This window comes from Scandinavium sp. M-37 (assembly GCF_043558715.1).
Classification (GTDB): Bacteria; Pseudomonadota; Gammaproteobacteria; order Enterobacterales; family Enterobacteriaceae; genus Scandinavium; species Scandinavium vulneris_A.
Genome location: NZ_JBIGIN010000006.1, coordinates 174,159 through 190,793, shown reverse-complemented (window position 1 = coordinate 190,793; position 16,635 = coordinate 174,159). Strand labels below are relative to the sequence as shown.

General features: G+C 56.3%; 13 protein-coding genes. 7 read left to right on the top strand and 6 right to left on the bottom strand.

Annotated elements, in window-relative coordinates:
* Nucleotides 1-235 precede the first annotated feature (235 nt).
* Complete coding sequence (locus ACG0Z5_RS07145) at nt 236-487, top strand: hypothetical protein (RefSeq protein ID WP_394446301.1); 252 nt, start codon at nt 236-238, stop codon at nt 485-487.
* Between the two features lie 6 nt (nt 488-493).
* Here the strand turns inward: ACG0Z5_RS07145 and ACG0Z5_RS07140 are convergent, their stop codons facing one another.
* A complete protein-coding gene (locus ACG0Z5_RS07140) occupies nt 494-1,585 on the bottom strand; it encodes a serine hydrolase domain-containing protein (RefSeq protein ID WP_394446300.1) in 1,092 nt (363 codons plus the stop codon).
* Nucleotides 1,586-1,863: 278 nt separating this feature from the next.
* On the opposite strand from ACG0Z5_RS07140, the gene ACG0Z5_RS07135 reads away from it, so the two are divergent.
* Nucleotides 1,864-3,516 carry an alpha,alpha-trehalase gene (locus tag ACG0Z5_RS07135; protein WP_394446299.1) on the top strand — a complete coding sequence of 551 codons (1,653 nt, stop codon included), beginning with the start codon at nt 1,864-1,866 and terminating at the stop codon, nt 3,514-3,516.
* A 5-nt stretch (nt 3,517-3,521) separates the two neighbouring features.
* Here ACG0Z5_RS07135 and ACG0Z5_RS07130 read toward each other — a convergent pair whose 3' ends face one another.
* Complete coding sequence (locus tag ACG0Z5_RS07130) at nt 3,522-5,108, bottom strand: STY4199 family HEPN domain-containing protein (RefSeq protein WP_394446298.1); 1,587 nt, start codon at nt 5,106-5,108, stop codon at nt 3,522-3,524.
* 143 nt (nt 5,109-5,251) lie between these two features.
* On the opposite strand from ACG0Z5_RS07130, the gene ACG0Z5_RS07125 reads away from it, so the two are divergent.
* A complete protein-coding gene (locus ACG0Z5_RS07125; protein ID WP_394446297.1) occupies nt 5,252-5,791 on the top strand; it encodes a GNAT family N-acetyltransferase in 540 nt (179 codons plus the stop codon).
* A gap of 113 nt (nt 5,792-5,904) precedes the next feature.
* Here ACG0Z5_RS07125 and ACG0Z5_RS07120 read toward each other — a convergent pair whose 3' ends face one another.
* Complete coding sequence (locus tag ACG0Z5_RS07120) at nt 5,905-6,663, bottom strand: SDR family NAD(P)-dependent oxidoreductase (RefSeq protein ID WP_394446296.1); 759 nt, start codon at nt 6,661-6,663, stop codon at nt 5,905-5,907.
* Between the two features lie 118 nt (nt 6,664-6,781).
* Here ACG0Z5_RS07120 and ACG0Z5_RS07115 point away from each other — a divergent pair, with 118 nt between their 5' ends.
* The 3 genes from ACG0Z5_RS07115 to ACG0Z5_RS07105 all read left to right on the top strand — a co-directional run bounded on the left by ACG0Z5_RS07115 (nt 6,782) and on the right by ACG0Z5_RS07105 (nt 10,368).
* A complete protein-coding gene (locus ACG0Z5_RS07115) occupies nt 6,782-7,681 on the top strand; it encodes a LysR family transcriptional regulator (protein WP_394446295.1) in 900 nt (299 codons plus the stop codon).
* A gap of 80 nt (nt 7,682-7,761) precedes the next feature.
* Nucleotides 7,762-8,790, top strand: a complete 1,029-nt coding sequence (gene yhjD / locus ACG0Z5_RS07110; protein ID WP_394446294.1) for an inner membrane protein YhjD — start codon at nt 7,762-7,764, stop codon at nt 8,788-8,790.
* Nucleotides 8,791-9,051: 261 nt separating this feature from the next.
* Entirely contained in the window at nt 9,052-10,368 is a 1,317-nt protein-coding gene (locus ACG0Z5_RS07105) for an MFS transporter (protein WP_394446293.1), read from the top strand.
* Nucleotides 10,369-10,553: 185 nt separating this feature from the next.
* On the opposite strand, the gene ACG0Z5_RS07100 is transcribed toward ACG0Z5_RS07105, so the two are convergent.
* Together ACG0Z5_RS07100 and pdeH are read right to left on the bottom strand one after the other, a co-directional pair.
* The gene (locus tag ACG0Z5_RS07100) at nt 10,554-12,596 is read right to left on the bottom strand and encodes an AsmA family protein (protein ID WP_394446292.1); all 2,043 of its coding nucleotides are present in this window, start codon (nt 12,594-12,596) and stop codon (nt 10,554-10,556) included.
* Nucleotides 12,597-12,673: 77 nt separating this feature from the next.
* Entirely contained in the window at nt 12,674-13,447 is a 774-nt protein-coding gene (gene pdeH, locus ACG0Z5_RS07095) for a cyclic-guanylate-specific phosphodiesterase (protein WP_394446291.1), read from the bottom strand.
* Between the two features lie 235 nt (nt 13,448-13,682).
* Between pdeH and ACG0Z5_RS07090 the strand changes: the two genes are divergently transcribed.
* Entirely contained in the window at nt 13,683-14,612 is a 930-nt protein-coding gene (locus ACG0Z5_RS07090; protein ID WP_394446290.1) for a sugar kinase, read from the top strand.
* 397 nt (nt 14,613-15,009) lie between these two features.
* Here ACG0Z5_RS07090 and ACG0Z5_RS07085 read toward each other — a convergent pair whose 3' ends face one another.
* Nucleotides 15,010-16,497 carry a M16 family metallopeptidase gene (locus tag ACG0Z5_RS07085; RefSeq protein ID WP_394446289.1) on the bottom strand — a complete coding sequence of 496 codons (1,488 nt, stop codon included), beginning with the start codon at nt 16,495-16,497 and terminating at the stop codon, nt 15,010-15,012.
* Between the last annotated feature and the right edge of the window lie 138 nt (nt 16,498-16,635).

The following is a 16,635-nucleotide window of genomic DNA, read 5'->3' as shown; positions in this document are numbered from 1 at the left end:
CAGATCGCGATGCGCCTGCTAGGGCGCGGCTGGTAACAGAGCCTTATAGGCGCACATGAAAAACCTCCGGCTATGCCGGAGGATATTTATTTTCCAGCCGTCCTGCTGCTATAAATCCAATACTGGATGCCGGCGGTCCTGCTTTCCGCACAAAGTGTACTAAGCTACGTCTGTAACTGCGTGAAAATATGCGCCCTGTTTCTCCACGAGATTATTAGGCTAAGGCTTTCATTTTATGAAAAAATTAATTCTTTCTCTGGCCACCGCAGCGATGTTGCTGCCTGCCGTGATGCCTTCGGCGCACGCGACTTATCGCAGCGATAAACGCCAGGAGGCACGCGACATCCGTCAGGACACGCGTTCTACAGGCCGTGAAGAAAAACGTGACTGCGTCAGAGAAGATGACAAGAGCAATGCGTCCTGCCGTCAGGACAAACGTGAAAATCGTCGCGACGGACGCCGGGAAGCACGCGACGAGAAGTGGTAAAAGAGCTTATTCGGGCGCGATACGTTTCAACAATGCGTGCCCGATATAATTACTCCAGTTAAAACTATTCTGTAATACCAGCACCGCATTCTGGTTCTGTTTATCAAACCCGATATAGCTCGAGTAGCCACCGATATAGCCCACCTGATAGGTGATTTTTTGCGGCCCGTAGGTGTCGGTTATCCAGGCAATATTGGCAGCTTCTTTTTCTCGCGGATAATAATTGACGCTGACGTCAGAAAACACTTTATTTAGCGCCTGATTATCAGTGGTAGAGAAATGCGCCCGGGTATATTCAATCAGATCGCGCGCATCGCTATAAAGACTCGCGGCCCCCACCATATTATTGCTGAACTGCCAGTCCGGGGTTAATGCCCCCCGGGCGATAAGCTTCGGCTGATCGCCCGCGTGGCCTAAGGCGCGATGCGGATAGGCGCGCAGCGTTTCAGGATTAAAGCTGGTGTTTGCCATGCCCAGCGGCTGGAAGAGTCTCTGCGCGGATAACGTCTCGATCGACTGCCCGGTCTGATATTTGAGGATATAGCCGAGAATCGCGTAGCCTAAATTGGAATATATTGGTTCCCGGTTAAGCGGCGCGCGGAAGCTGCTGAGATAATTCAGTACGCCGTCGCTGTCCAAATCCTGATAGAAGTTCTCGCCGTCGCGCAGATAGCGCAGTAGATGTTCCAGCGACAGCAAATTCATCGGCTGACGCGGCAGGCCAGAGGTGTGGGTCACCAGTTGAATCAGGGTAATTTTTTGCGCGTCGTCACTCAGCGGTGTACCCGGCGGTAGCAGCGTGGAGAGGGTGTCGTCCCAGTGTAAACGGCCTTCATTGACCAGCAGGGTGATGACTTCCGCCGTTATGCCTTTGCTGAGCGAACCGAGAGCAAACAGGGTATCCGGCGTGATGGGATAGCGATTTTTATCATCGGTTATCCCATAACAATAGAACGTCGCCGGGCCGTTATGCTTAATCACGGCCACCACCATGCCCGACACCTGTTTGCTGTGCATATATTCGGTGACCAGTTCATCGACGGACAGCGCCCGGCCATTTTGTGCGACCTGCTGCACTTCACTGGAAGGCATATTCATCTGCGAAAGCGTTCCGGCACACCCTGAAAGCAGTGCAGACGCCAGCAAACCAGGGAGTATAAACCCTTTCAACACGGACCTTCCCGTTTCGTAAAGTGCATATTGCGCGCTAATCAATGGAGAGCGCAGACGATAACCATATTCATAATTCGTTGCAAAGTGAAAGCTCTGAAAGTGTGAAAGCCGCTTCCCGCAGATCGAAGCGAATGACTACGCTTTAAAGAGCGCCGGATTTTTTTCCGGCTCCTGTATTGACGAAATCCGGAGGTTTTTACTCTATGTTCAACCAGAAATTACGTAACCCGGAAACCGACGAAGCGCAGGCCCTGGAGGCCGAGCTTAGCTATCTCACGGATCCGTGCGAGTTGAAACTGGATGAAATGTTCGAGATCGAGCCAGAACCGGAGATGATTGAGGGGATGCCCGCCTCTGACGCGCTGACCCCCGCAGACCGTTATCTTGAACTCTTTGAACGCGTGCAGGCTGCGCGAATTTTTGCCGACAGCAAAACCTTTCCTGACTGCGCGCCGAAGATGGATCCGCTGGATATCCTGATTCAGTTCCGCCAGCAAAAACGCCAGCCGGGCTTCAATCTAAGGGCGTTTGTTGAGGAGCATTTCTGGCTGCCGGAACCGCACGGCGACGAGTACGTTTCTGACCCGAACAGCACGCTGAAAGATCATATCGACACGCTGTGGCCAGTATTGACCCGCGAGCCGCAGGACCACATTCCCTGGTCCTCGCTGTTGGCGCTGCCGCAGGCGTACATCGTGCCCGGCGGACGTTTCACCGAGACCTACTATTGGGACTCCTACTTCACCATGCTCGGTCTGGCAGAAAGCGGCCGTGAAGATTTACTCAAGTGTATGGCCGATAATTTCGCCTGGATGATCGAGCGTTACGGCCACATTCCTAACGGGAACCGCACCTACTACCTCAGCCGCTCGCAGCCGCCGGTTTTCGCCCTGATGGTGGAACTGTTTGAAGAAGACGGCGTGCGCGGGGCGAAGCGCTATCTCGACCACCTGAAGATGGAATACAACTTCTGGATGGACGGCGCGGGAAATCTGCTGCCGAATCAGGCCTGGCGACACGTGGTGCGGATGCCGGACGGTTCGCTGCTAAACCGTTACTGGGATGACCGGGACACGCCGCGGGATGAGTCCTGGTTAGAGGACGTCGAAACCGCCCGTCATTCCGGGCGTCCGCCGAACGAGGTATATCGCGACCTGCGTGCCGGGGCGGAGTCCGGGTGGGATTACTCCTCGCGCTGGCTGCGGGATACTACCCGCCTGGCGAGTATTCGCACCACCCAGTTTATCCCGATCGATTTGAATGCGTTTCTGTACAAACTGGAAAGCGCTATTGCCAATATTTCCGGTTCAAAAGGCGATCGGGAAACCGAAGCCGAATTCCGCCATAAAGCCAGCGAGCGTCGGGCTGCAGTCACCCGTTATCTGTGGGATAACGAGCAGGGCTGCTTCCGCGATTACGACTGGCGGCGCGAAGAGCTGGGGCTGTTTTCTGCCGCCAGCATGGTGCCACTGTATGTTGGCATGGCGACGCATGAACAGGCGGACAAGCTTGATATCGCCGTGCGCACGCGCCTGCTGACGCCGGGGGGGATCCTCGCCACCGAGTATGACAGCGGCGAGCAGTGGGATTTCCCTAACGGCTGGGCCCCGCTGCAATGGATGGCTATCCAGGGCTTCAAGCTGTACGGCAACGATACCCTGGGGGATGAAATCGCCCGCAGCTGGCTGCAGACGGTGAACCACTTTTATCAGCATCATCACAAGCTGATTGAGAAGTATCACATATCCAGCAGCACGCCCCGCGAAGGCGGCGGCGGCGAATACCCATTACAGGACGGCTTCGGCTGGACCAACGGCGTGGTACGCCGCTTGATGGGCCTGTACGGCGAGCCCTGAGCGCGTTATTTGATGGCGCTGTAAATGGCTGACTGAATCGTCAGCCATTTTTTATTCTGCGTATCCGGCGTGGCCGCGGCCCGTCGTTTGGCCTGCGCCACGTTATAGCGCTGGCGTTCCACTACCGCAGGCGTGGCGCAAAACGCCTGCAGGTAGGCCTTGCGCACCGCCGTGAGCGACTCACCGTTGCCCATCGCATGACTGAGCGTATTGATAAACCGCCGACACGGCTTCGGCTCATCCATTTGTAGGCGATAGCGCAGCAGTAATTCCAGCACATCATCATAGCGGAATGACTGGGCCTGCTCGGTCCAGGCCAGTTGCCAGGTCATTCCCCCCTGTAAGAACAGCGTCGTGACCCGCGTATCATTGCGATCGATAGCCGAACGCAGGCTGTTGATATCCCAGCTAATCCCCATGTTCGCCAGCTTTTCGCGTGGCGACGGGACCTCACGTTCCGGGGCATCCACCTGCGCTTCGCTTACCTGCGCGGTCGATTCTGTGGGGGTGACATTGTTGAACATCCACAGGGAAGCGAACGCCATCCCCAGCATCACCACCCCGACGGCCCCCCACAGCACGGTGGAAATCATCTGGTCCCGGTCCTCCGGGCTGCGTATCTGCTGCTTTTTGGGCGGCTCGATATTTTCGCGCACCGGCTGACGGTCCCCCCCGAGGGCCCTGTCTTTATGGCGAGCATTTTCCCAAAAATGGCTGAGTTCATTGCTGTCGACCGTCAGAAAGGCTGTCGGATTGACCCGGGTGCGCCCCTGCTCAAACGCGCGCTGAACAGGGCCTGTTATCTGATGCTGATAGTTGTCGAGCAGCACCATTTCGGTCGTCGTCAGCGGACGCTGGGCAAGGATCGCATTGCGCATCACCCGGCAATCCTCGAGGAACGCATGCAGCGTGACGCGCTGTTCCGCCAGAAACGTCAGCGCCGCCGCGGCGTTAAACAATGGCGAGTAATGGCGGGCAAAGGCTTTTTTATCCACGATAAGCAGCGCCAGATCGCTGAATAACATGCCGGACAAAATATCCCCGGCGTCGCTGTTCGCCAGCCACCGACGCACATTATCGGCCCCGAATTGCAATTTGAGCGAGTCGTTCAAACGCGTCGCATCGGGAAAGGCCTGGGTAATTAACGCCTTGAGGGTCAATGTGATGGCCCGCATTTGCCGCTGCGCCTGCTCCTGATGAACGCTACCGTCCTCCCCGGGCAGCGACGTAAATTTCAGACGCGGCTGCTTCTGGCGCACAAATTCCAGCGCGGCGACAAAACGCAGCGCCGCAATCAGTTGGTTATCGGTCACCGCCTGCCCGCGCTCATACACCGGCACGACTTGCTGTAAGTGGCGTAATTGCAGGGTGAAATCGCTTATCTCGGCATCATTAAGATTGAGCCGCCGGGCCACGTTCGCCCATCCGCCCAGATTCAACCGGGCCTGTTCAAGCTGTTGCAGGAACCAGCGCGGGTCCTTTGCCTCCGCGCCGTGTACCTTCAGCAGCGACAGGATCTCGGTGGCAGCCTGGCGAATCACGCTGAGACAATGCTCAAACTGGTCGCCAGAATAGTGCGATGCTGTGTGCATCTGTTTTCCTTCTCTGAGGCTTTGGGTACCCCTGATATATACAGGGTTTTATTTTTATTATTAGAGCGTTAGAAAGTAGAGTACTTCATAGCCTTATGGGCTAATCCGTCTATAAACCGATAAAAATCACCGGAGTAAATACGATGATAACGTTGGCGACGCCGAGGCTGAGCTGTGAACCATTGTGCGAAGCAGACTGGCCATTCTTTTTGGCTTTAGAACAGAACCCGGGTGTGATGCGTTATGTCGATGATTTACGAGCAGAAAGTGTTATTCGGGCGGCGTTTGACTCCCGGCTGCCGGAATGGACACCGGGCGCAGCGCACTGGCTGTGCCTGCTGGTACGTGAGACGGCGACGGGCGAACCCTTAGGCGTGACGGGGTATATCCATCGGGAAGCGGATTGCGCGGAAGTCGGCTTTCTCTTTGCCCCCGGCGCACAAGGGAAAGGGTTTGCCAGCGAATCACTGCGTGCGGTGTGTGAGTTTGCGTTTACGACGGGCAACATCCGACGGTTAATCGCCACGGTTACCGCCGGGAACGAGGCATCCCGTCGGGTGCTGGAACGAAGCGGCTTTGTGCTGGAAGGTGAACTGCGGGAAAGCTATTGGCTGGGCGGGAAATGGCATAACGACTGGCTGCTGGGGTTGTTACGTAATGAGTTCAAATTCCCCTCACCCTAGCCCTCTCCCAGAGGGAGAGGGGATCGAATGGTTTTCTCCCTCTCCCCGTGGAAGAGCGGCTCGATCGGTTTTCTCCCTCTCCCTCCGGGAGAGGGTCGGGGTGAGGGCAAAACTTACAGGAACATCCCGCCAGAGACTTCGATGCGTTGGGCGTTCATCCAGCCCAGCTCATCGCTGAGCAGGGCAGCAATCGCGCCGCCGATATCGTCCGGCAGTCCGGTGCGACCGAGCGCGGTTTGCGAGGCAATGTATTGATTCATGTCGGCGTTATCTCGCACGCGACCGCCGCCAAAGTCTGTCTCAATCGCGCCTGGGGCAATAATGTTGACCGAAATTCCCCGCGCCCCCAGTTCTTTGGCCTGATAGCGCGTCAGCACTTCCATCGCCCCTTTCATTGAGGCATAGGCCGCGAAGCCCGGCAGGGCAAAACGCGCCAGCCCTGAGGAGACATTGAGGATCCGGCCACCGTCCTGGATAAGCGGCAACAGGCGCTGGGTCAGGAAGAATGGGCCTTTGAAATGGATAGTCATCAGCTCGTCAAAGACCGCTTCGCTGGTCTCAGCAAACGCTCCGTACAAACCAATTCCGGCGTTGTTCACTAAATAATCAAAAGTGTCGCGCTGCCAGGTCACGTTGAGCTGTTGCTGCACGTTATTGGCAAAATCGTCAAAGCTCGCCACATCGGCGACGTTCAGCTGCAATGCTGCCGCGTTCACGCCAAGTTTCTCAATTTCAGCCACAACTTTCAGCGCTTCCTGCTGATTACTGTTGTAGGTGAGCAAAATATGCGTTCCTTTCGCCGCCAGCTTCAGCGCCGCATTTTTTCCCAAGCCACGGCTGCCGCCGGTTATCAAAGCGATACGTTGTGTCATAACCAACCTCATTTTGGACAGGTGAACAGTGAGAGAGAGCTTATTAGGTGACATATAATCAATAAAGACGGTAAATTACGTTTCATTGTTTCAATATGAACAACAAAAGGCGTTTGCTATGGATAAAATTCACGCAATGCAACTGTTTATCCGGGTTGCCGAACTGGAGAGTTTTTCCCGCGCGGCAGACTCTCTTGGCCTTCCGAAAGGCAGCGTATCGCGTCAAATTCAGGCGCTGGAAAACCTGCTCGGCGTGCGCCTTTTACACCGCACCACCCGCCGGGTGCAGCTTACGCAGGACGGCATGGTCTATTACGAACGCGCCAAAGATGTGCTCAGCAATCTCGATGAACTCGACGGGATGTTCCAGCACGACCCCACCAGCATCAGCGGTCGACTGCGGGTGGACATGCCGGTCGGCGTTGCTCGAAATTTAGTCATCCCGAAACTGCCCGCCTTTCTTCAGCAATATCCCGGGATAGAACTGGAACTGAGCAGTAGCGATCGGCTGGTCGATGTTATTCGGGAAGGATTCGACTGCGTGGTGCGCGTGGGCACGCTGAAAGACTCCGGATTAGTCGCCCGCCCGATTGGCAAATTAACCGTGATCAACTGCGGCAGTCCGGATTATCTGGAGCGATTCGGCTACCCGGAAACACTGGACGACCTCGCCAGCCATGCGGTGGTGCACTATGCCACCAGCCTTGGGGCGCGTGCCCAGGGTTTTGAAGTGAACAGCGAGAACCAAACCCGCTGGCTGAAAACCGGCGGCGTGCTGACGGTCAACAGCACTGAAACCTATCACGCCGCCTGCCTGGCCGGACTGGGGATTATTCAGGTGCCGCGCATTGGGGTGAAGGACGCCTTACGCAGCGGAAAGCTGGTCGAGATTTTGCCGCACTATCGCGCCGCGCCGATGCCGGTGTCGCTGATATACCCGCACCGCCGCAACCTCTCTCGCCGTGTACACCTGTTTATGGAGTGGCTCACCGGGGTGTTGAAAAGCTATGTGGATTAACGGAAATAGAGTTTCGACAATTAACCGCTTCTCATCGGCTATAATTTTATGAAGGATTTAAAGAAAGGAATAAGTATCTAATGACGCCGGAAAACGACGCAAAACGCCCTACTCAGGATCTGGAATACGATCCGGTCAGGAAAATGGAGACGGATGATGGCTCCGCGACGGGACTCAAACAGCGGGCCAGCAGCGCGCTGAACAAAGCCACTGGCACCGCGCAGAAAGTGCAACGTAAGCCTTTTATCGCGCACCTGATCCGTGCCACTGAACGCTTTAACGACCGTCTCGGCAACCAGTTTGGCGCGGCGATCACCTACTTCTCGTTTCTGTCGATGATCCCTATCCTGATGGTGTCGTTCGCCGCGGCGGGGTTTATTCTCGTCTCGCATCCCACGCTGTTGCAGGACATTTTCGACAAGATCCTGACCAACGTCAGTGACCCGACGCTGGCCGCTACCCTGAAAAACACCATTAACACCGCGGTGCAGCAGCGTACTACCGTCGGGATTGTTGGTCTGTTGGTGGCCCTGTACTCCGGCGTGAACTGGATGGGGAATTTGCGTGAAGCGATTCGTGCCCAGTCGCGCGACGTGTGGGAACGCACCCCGCAGGATCAGGAGAAAATCTGGGTTAAGTATTTCCGCGATTTCATCTCACTGATTGGTCTGCTGGTGGCGCTGGTTGTGACCCTGTCGATCACCTCCGTCGCCGGGGCGGCGCAGCAGATGATTATCTCGGCGCTGTATCTGGATTCGATTGAATGGCTGAAACCGGCATGGCGGGTGATTGGCCTCGCGATTTCCATCCTCGCCAACTACCTGTTGTTCTTCTGGATTTACTGGCGTCTGCCACGCCACCGCCCGCGTCGAAAAGCGCTGATTCGCGGCACCTTTATCGCGGCGATAGGGTTTGAGGTGATAAAGATTATCATGACCTGGACGCTGCCTGCGCTGGTGAAGTCCCCGTCCGGGGCGGCATTTGGTTCGGTGCTGGGGATCATGGCGTTCTTCTATTTCTTCGCCCGCCTGACTCTGTTTTGCGCGGCGTGGATTGCTACCGCAGAGTACAAAGACGACCCGCGGATGCCGGGCAAAACCCACCGCTGACACACTTCTTGGGCTGAAATTTCAGCCCAACTCACTTCCTTAGCAGATAAATCCAGTTAGTAACTTTTCTTTAACCAAAAATTGGTTTTATCTGCTAACTATTCATTTATGTGAAGCATTTCATAGAAGTGATTTCGCAGGTCTGAAAATTATCCGCTTTTTGTCTGTTTTTCAGCCAAGCGCTGACTTTGTTACACATTGAAATGTCGCTTTTGCTGTGCGTAATATGGCCTTTCGTTCGCCAAACAATAAGAAAAGACTATGTCCACCACAACACTCGACAATAATCCGGACATCGCCCCGGTTAACTCACGAAATAAAGTCGTCGTTGCGTCACTTATCGGCACCGCCATTGAGTTCTTCGACTTCTATATTTACGCCACCGCCGCGGTCATCGTGTTCCCGCACATCTTCTTCCCGCAGGGTGATCCGGCTGCCGCGACGCTGCAATCGCTGGCGACATTTGCTATCGCGTTCGTGGCGCGTCCGATTGGTTCCGCGCTGTTTGGCCACTTTGGTGACCGCGTAGGCCGCAAAGTAACGCTGGTCGCGTCGCTGCTGACAATGGGGATTTCAACGGTAGTGATCGGCCTGCTGCCGAGCTATGACACTATCGGCATCCTCGCGCCAATGCTGCTGGCGTTGGCCCGTTTTGGTCAGGGCCTGGGTCTGGGCGGTGAATGGGGCGGAGCTGCCCTGCTCGCCACCGAAAACGCGCCGCCGAAAAAACGTGCGCTGTATGGTTCATTCCCGCAGCTTGGTGCCCCGATTGGTTTCTTCTTTGCCAACGGCACCTTCCTGCTGCTCTCCTGGCTGCTGACCGACCAACAGTTCATGAGCTGGGGCTGGCGCGTGCCGTTTATCTTCTCCGCCGTGCTGGTAATTATTGGCCTGTACGTGCGTGTTTCGCTGCATGAAACGCCGGTGTTTGCCAAAGTCGCCGCCGCCAAGAAACAGGTTAAAGTGCCGATGGGGACGCTGCTCAGCAAGCATTTGCGGGTGACCATTCTCGGCACCTTCATCATGCTGGCGACCTATACGCTGTTCTATATCATGACCGTCTATTCAATGACCTACAGCACCGCTGCGGTGCCGCAAGGTCTGGGCCTGCCGCGCAATGAAGTGCTGTGGATGCTGATGATGGCGGTGATTGGGTTTGGCGTGATGGTGCCGATTGCCGGCCTGCTGGCGGACCGTTTTGGTCGTCGCAAAAGCATGATTACCATTACCACGCTGATTATCCTGTTCGGCCTGTTCGTGTTCCAACCGCTGCTGGGCTCAGGGGATCCGACGCTGATTATGGCCTATCTGCTGCTCGGTTTAAGCCTGATGGGGCTGACCTTCGGCCCGATGGGTGCCCTGCTGCCAGAGCTGTTCCCAACCGAAGTGCGTTACACCGGGGCATCGTTCTCCTATAACGTATCGTCGATTCTGGGCGCGTCCGTGGCACCCTATATCGCCGCATGGCTGACCGGCACCTATGGTCTGGCGTATGTCGGGTACTATCTGGCGTCGATGGCGGCTCTGACGCTGATTGCATTGGTGCTGACGCATGAGACGCGCCATCAGTCTCTTTGATTGGTTCCCCTCACCCTAACCCTCTCCCCAAAGGGGCGAGGGGATTGTTTCCCCCCTCTCCCTAACCCTCTTCCCAAAAGGGCGTGGGGATTGTTTCCCCCCTCTCCCTAACCCTCTTCCCAAAAGGGCGTGGGGATTATTTTCCCCCTCTCCCTTTTAGGGAGAGGGCCGGGGTGAGGGTCAGACTACTTCCGCATCTGAGACAAAATCACATGGCATTGATTCGCATCGCCCTCGGACGGTGAAATCAACGCCAGCAGCGCGGCCGCTGGCGTCACCAGCGTCGCCAGGGCTGCCGCTACCGCACCGCGCACAATCAATGGCCCAGGCTTCACGCCGTAATCCGGATTTTTGAAGGTGCCGCGCACGTACAGCGGCGATCGCAGGGTAATAATGCGAATGCCCTTACTCTCGGGATCGATGGTCAAATCCAGCTGCTCAGAGGCAAAACTGGCGCTGCCGGTGACGTTAATCAGCGCGTTTTCAGTATCAAAGGCGAGGATTTGCGGGCGTGCCACGCCGTGATTGATATTGAGGTTTGCCGCCGCACAGTTGACCCGCACTTCATCGTCACCAAAAATCTGCCCGACAATAAAGTTCCCCACGTTCAGGCCGAGGATTTCCATCAGGTTGCGGCTGACCACGCCATCGTTCATCAGCAGTTTCAGGTTACCGTCGCTCGACCCGAGCAGCGCCGCCACCGAATTACCCGTGCCGCGCAGCTTCGCATCCCCGTTCATTTCACCAAGCGTTTTCTGCATCAACGCAACATTCGGCATCAGCTCTTTGAGCCGCAGCCGACGGGCCTGAATATCCGCCTCGCCCTGCATCGGCTTTTTATTGCCCGCGAGATGAATATTGGCGTTGATGGTCCCGTTAGCCATACCGAATTTCAGCGGCTTCAGGCGCAGGTCACCTTTTTCGAGGATGATGTGCGTGGTCAGGTTATTCAGCGGCAAGGTGCTGCCATGTTCGATATGGCCGCCTTTGAAGCGGACGTCGGCGTCCATTACGCCCCACTTCTCCGTCTCAAACCGATCGTAGGGCAGCACTTTCCCGGCCGGTTGTACGTCTTTTTTCACCTCTTTCGATTGGGTGCCTTTCCCGGAATCGACGCCAATCAGCGGGCCTAAGTCCGCCAGCCGCAGCTGTTTCGACTCCATGTCACCTTCCAGTTTCGGACGCGGCTTGCTGGTGCTGTATTTGAGCGTGCCGTGGATGTCGCTGTCACCGATCCGCCCGTTGAAATTGCGATAGTCAAACACGGAGCCTTTGTCGGTGTCGATTTTCGCCACCAGATGGCCGTCCGTCTCAAACGGCGGGGTGTCAGGCAGCAGAATGCCGGTCAGGTCGTAGAGCTGCCCCAGAGAATCGCCGGAGAACTTAAGACGCAGATCCACGCCGCCCATATTCATCGGATCGTTAACCGTGCCGCTGAACGCCACCCGTGTGTTGCCGGAGCGGAAATCAGCCTGCACCGGGAACGGCGTGCCTTCGCTGCGCAGCGCCAGCATCCCACCGATTTTCCCCGTCCCGGTTAACGGCTGGCCGTTGTAGCGCCCGCTGGCCTTCAGGCCAAACACGTAATCGCCGGCCTTCGGTCCGTTGCTTTTGCCCTTATCGCCGGTGACTTCGCTAAATGGCAGCGGTTTACCCAACGGATCGACGAAGATCTCGATATTCGCGCGGCTGACTTTATCATCCACCTTGATCCGGCCGCGATCGAACAGCACGTTATCCAGCCGGAATGACCACGAGGAAGGCTGAGCATTTTTCTGCTCGCCGTTGGCAGATGCCAGATTGAAAGTCCAGTTATTGGTTTTTTCCGAGAGGCGAATAATGCGGGCATCGGGCTGAACCAGCTTTATCCACGGCAGATAGACCGTTTTGGTCAGCAGTGCCAGGGGGGCCAGCGTGGCCTCGACTCGCGGCAGATGCACCATGGTTATTTCCGGGATGTCAGGCGGGTTGCCTAACAGAACATCATCGGCGTGGACGTGCGGCCAGGGCACCCAGCTCCGCCAGCCCGTTTCGCCCGGCTGGCGCTCCCAGACCACCCCCAGATCGCCCCGAATGGCGAAAGGCCGATTCAGCTCGGCGGACACCTTCTGGTTGATGGTGGGTTTCAGGCGATTCCAGTCGAAGGTCGCGATGATGATGAAAAGTACGACGATAAGCACCGCTAACGTCGCAAAAATGATGGTTGTGGCTTTACCTGTTTTTGTCATGCCGTAAACGCTCCTGTTTGGCCTCACCTTTGATAAATAATAGTTGAGGCTGACAGAAAAGACGGCAAAGCGGCAGATCAGGCCAGATTGAGCATCACGTCTTCGAGGGTTGCCATCGGGACCGGACGGGACAGGAAATAGCCCTGCGCCGCATGAGCCGGGGATTGCTGGACGTCTCGCCACTCCTCCAGCGTCTCGACACCTTCGACAATCACGCCCTGGCAATAGCGGTTCATCAACTGGATAAGCAGCTCGAACAAATTGCGCCCTTCCGGGGTTTTGCGCAGCATGATAAACAGGTCACGCGCCACTTTGATGTAGTCGTAACGCACTTCGCTCAGCGCCGAGAAGTTGGCCATCCCGGTGCCGAAATCATCCAGCCACAGCGGGCCGAAGTCGCACAGCGAGGCAAACGACGAATCCTGCGGCAGGCGGATGTGCTCCACCAACTCAAAACGCAGCCAGGGGATCTCTTCGATCTGCGCCATCAGCGACGAGTCCTGGCGCATGGCCAGTAGCGTCGGGCCATCGACGTTCACCGATGCCAGGATCCCGTTATCGGCGAAGAATGCGCGCTTCGCCATCAGCACCGCCAACTGTTCTTTAATCACATCAATACGCTGGCGCACCGCCACTTCGGCAAAATAGCGATCCGGCGCAATACGCTGCCCGGGGTGCTCCGGATGCGTCACCACGGTCAGCACTTCGACTGCCATCAGGCAACCATCGGTTTTATAGATTGGCTGGTAAGTATAAGCACGCTCACACTCCAGCCAATAGCGCCGCTCCTGTAGACCTTCAATGCCTGCATCCGGAATGCTTAGCCGCTGGATAACCTGCTTTAACTTCATCTCAGCTGTCCTGTAAATAGGGGTATCTGTCGGAACTCGTCATTGAGTTATCGGCGCTGAAAGTGAGAACTTTATGTTCAGTGGCGGGCATTTTGTTTTTCTGTGCAGGCGATTCCTGAGGGGAATACGCGCCATGTCAAAAAAATAATGGAACGTTGTTTTAATCTTATTGACCCTAAAACACCCTCAGCGCACACTATTGCTAATTTTTCGATTCCGGGAAGGCTTGACGACTATGTCTAAAAAAATTGCCGTCATTGGCGAATGCATGATTGAACTGTCAGAGAAAGGTTCTGCGGTGAACCGTGGTTTTGGCGGCGATACGCTGAACACCTCGGTATATATTGCCCGTCAGGTTAAACAGGCTGATTTGCAGGTGAGTTATATCACCGCCCTGGGCACCGACAGCTTCAGCCAGCAAATGCTGGAGGCGTGGGAAAGTGAAAACGTCGACACCCGCCTGATTCAGCGCATGGAAAACCGGATGCCGGGCCTGTATTACATCGAAACCGATGAGACCGGCGAGCGCACCTTCTACTACTGGCGTAACGAAGCGGCGGCCAAATTCTGGCTGGAAAGCGACCAGTCCGCGGCGATTTGTGAAGAGCTGGCGACCTTTGATTATCTGTATCTGAGCGGTATTAGCCTCGCCATTCTCAGCCCGGCGAGCCGCGAGAAGCTGTTCTCTCTGCTGCACGAATGCCGCGCCAACGGCGGAAAGGTGATTTTCGATAACAACTACCGTCCTCGCCTGTGGGCCAGCCGCGAAGAGACGCAGCAGGTTTATCAGCAGATGCTGGGCTGCACCGATATCGCATTCCTGACCCTCGACGATGAAGACGCGCTGTGGGGTGAGAAGCCAGTGGAAGAGGTGATCGCCCGTACCCATGCGGCTGGCGTCCACGAAGTGGTTGTCAAACGCGGGGCGGATTCCTGCCTGGTATCACTGGTAGGTGAAAGTGTCGTCGACGTACCTGCGGTGAAATTGCCGAAGGAGAAAGTGGTGGATACCACCGCGGCGGGTGATTCGTTCAGTGCGGGTTATCTGGCGGTGCGTTTGACGGGGGGCGATGCGCAGGCAGCGGCCCAGCGCGGCCATTTGACCGCCAGCACCGTGATTCAGTATCGCGGGGCGATCATTCCGCGGGATGCGATGCCGGAGTGATGGGTTCAGTGGTCTTGTTCCGTTCACCATCAGATCGACGTTTATTTCACCCCTACAGAACGTGAACGGGATAAGGGGAGCACCACGCTCCCCTTATCAATCCCCGTGGCCCCGCAACAGAAATCGGTGCTGCGCACTGCGCGGTCTTCCAGCCATCTGCCTGCGGCCGGCTCAACTCGACTTCCTGTCTCGTTTCGCCTCAGCCCGCCATCCCTGGCGGTCTGACCTTGTCATCTGGCTTACAGCCCGGCGATTTCAAGCGGGGACACAATCCGGTTCCAGAGGGAACTGAGGGTGTTAACCTTGTGTCCGTCAGAAAAGAGGTGCGTAAGTGAACGGAACAATTCTACTAACTTCACTAACTCCACTCATCCCGCCAGTACAGAAAAGCTAACCCCTACTGGCCCGGCGGAATATCCGTCACATCCTGATGCGCTTCCTCGGTTGCAGCAGGTGCCGCACTCGTCGGGGTCATCAGTTTGCTCCAGGTCTCCTGCAAATCCTTCATGTTGTACTCCGGCTCACCTTTCGGCTGCTGGAGAATCAAGGCCATGTCCTGCGACAGCTGCTGGCGCAGATCCTGATTCAGGCTCTCAACGGTCAGCGAGCTTAAGAACTCCTGGCGCAGCTTCTGGTACTGTTCCGGCGCGATATCCACCACCTGATTTTGCAGCGCACGCATACGCTGGCTGATCAGCAGGTCGGTATTGGTACGCGCATAGGTCGCAAACAGCTTCTGTAGCTCAAGACTCTTCTGTGCAATCAGCGCGTCAAACTCTTCCTTGGTCAGACCGTTTTCACGCACTTTCGCCAACTCTCGCGCCACCAGGCTAAGATTGGCGTCCAGCTTGTCGTTCGGTGAATCCACGTTGATCGCACACTGAGCGCGCAAATACAGCACCCGGCAGTCGAAGCCGATGCCGATATCTTTCACGTTGCTTTTGCTCAGATTCTGCTGCACGTGCCAGAACAGCGCTTCACGCGCCAAATCAGCACGCCAGTAGCGTTGCAGGGCGGCGGACTCACGGATGGGCGCCCACGGCGTATCCCACATGATAGAGAGACGGTCCTGTGGAACCGCGTCGGTCATGATGCTGACGGCCTGCGGTGGCAACGGGGCCAGCGTCGGAACGGCTGCCGGGGTTTCACGCTTGCCTTTCAGCTCGCCAAAGATTTTATTGATTTGCTCACCCACGCTGCGGCTGTCCACGTTGCCGACCACAATCAGGGTCATTGCATCCGGGGTGTACCACTTGTGGTAGAAACTTTTCAGCTGTTCCGCGTCAATGGGCTGCTTCAGCGGTTCGGCCGGATCGTGGCCGAGCATGGTTGAGCCTTTCAGACGATAACGCCACCAGCCCTCTTTCGGGTCCTGGGGCCAGGTCATTACCATGTCTTGCCCGCCCAGCGCGTGATTAACCGCTTCCGGGGTGATATTCAGTTTGCCGCTGGAATCAGACAGCCAGGTCAGCGCCTCTTTCAGCAGGTCGTTGCGGTTGTTCGGCAGACTCAGGCTGAAAAGGGTGTAATCGTAGGAGACGATAGCCGGGGGCATAGGATGCTGCGGGTCGATGCCCTGCTGCCACAATGAACGGGCCTGCATCGTCGGTAGACTGCCGCTCTGCGAGAGCGCCAGGCGTGGAATGAAGTGGCTGTAGCCAACCTGCTGCGTGCTTTCGCTCAGGGAACCAATGTTGACCTGTAGGCGGATTTCAACCCTGTCGCTCGGGCGTTGCGGGGTGGCTAAAACCTGCCACTGAAATCCATTCGCCAGTGTTCCCTGTTGCCATGCCGGGTCCGGCTGGAGCGCTTCTGCTTGCGCATAGCCCGCGGCTGCCATCATCAGCATCCCGCCCGCTATGAGTCGAATTTTTGTGCCCTGCATGTAAACCCCTGAATCAACTATCCTGGTTAGAGACTCACCCTACGTCGCCGGGATGAGTAACAAAAACAACTCATGGTCATTTTTATGAGTTCATGACGTCGTTTAGACCGTGCATTTTTTGAAAAGTCACACGTTCAA

Excerpts from the sequence above, each read along its gene's own strand:
- ACG0Z5_RS07100 (WP_394446292.1), bottom strand. The coding sequence starts at position 12,596 with ATGACAAAAACAGGTAAAGCCACAACCATCATTTTTGCGACGTTAGCG.
- pdeH (WP_394446291.1), bottom strand. The coding sequence starts at position 13,447 with ATGAAGTTAAAGCAGGTTATCCAGCGGCTAAGCATTCCGGATGCAGGC.
- ACG0Z5_RS07120 (WP_394446296.1), bottom strand. The coding sequence starts at position 6,663 with ATGACACAACGTATCGCTTTGATAACCGGCGGCAGCCGTGGCTTGGGA.
- ACG0Z5_RS07140 (WP_394446300.1), bottom strand. The coding sequence starts at position 1,585 with ATGAATATGCCTTCCAGTGAAGTGCAGCAGGTCGCACAAAATGGCCGG.
- ACG0Z5_RS07145 (WP_394446301.1), top strand. The coding sequence starts at position 236 with ATGAAAAAATTAATTCTTTCTCTGGCCACCGCAGCGATGTTGCTGCCT.
- ACG0Z5_RS07105 (WP_394446293.1), top strand. The coding sequence starts at position 9,052 with ATGTCCACCACAACACTCGACAATAATCCGGACATCGCCCCGGTTAAC.
- ACG0Z5_RS07090 (WP_394446290.1), top strand. The coding sequence starts at position 13,683 with ATGTCTAAAAAAATTGCCGTCATTGGCGAATGCATGATTGAACTGTCA.
- ACG0Z5_RS07125 (WP_394446297.1), top strand. The coding sequence starts at position 5,252 with ATGATAACGTTGGCGACGCCGAGGCTGAGCTGTGAACCATTGTGCGAA.
- ACG0Z5_RS07115 (WP_394446295.1), top strand. The coding sequence starts at position 6,782 with ATGGATAAAATTCACGCAATGCAACTGTTTATCCGGGTTGCCGAACTG.
- yhjD (WP_394446294.1), top strand. The coding sequence starts at position 7,762 with ATGACGCCGGAAAACGACGCAAAACGCCCTACTCAGGATCTGGAATAC.
- ACG0Z5_RS07130 (WP_394446298.1), bottom strand. The coding sequence starts at position 5,108 with ATGCACACAGCATCGCACTATTCTGGCGACCAGTTTGAGCATTGTCTC.
- ACG0Z5_RS07135 (WP_394446299.1), top strand. The coding sequence starts at position 1,864 with ATGTTCAACCAGAAATTACGTAACCCGGAAACCGACGAAGCGCAGGCC.
- ACG0Z5_RS07085 (WP_394446289.1), bottom strand. The coding sequence starts at position 16,497 with ATGCAGGGCACAAAAATTCGACTCATAGCGGGCGGGATGCTGATGATG.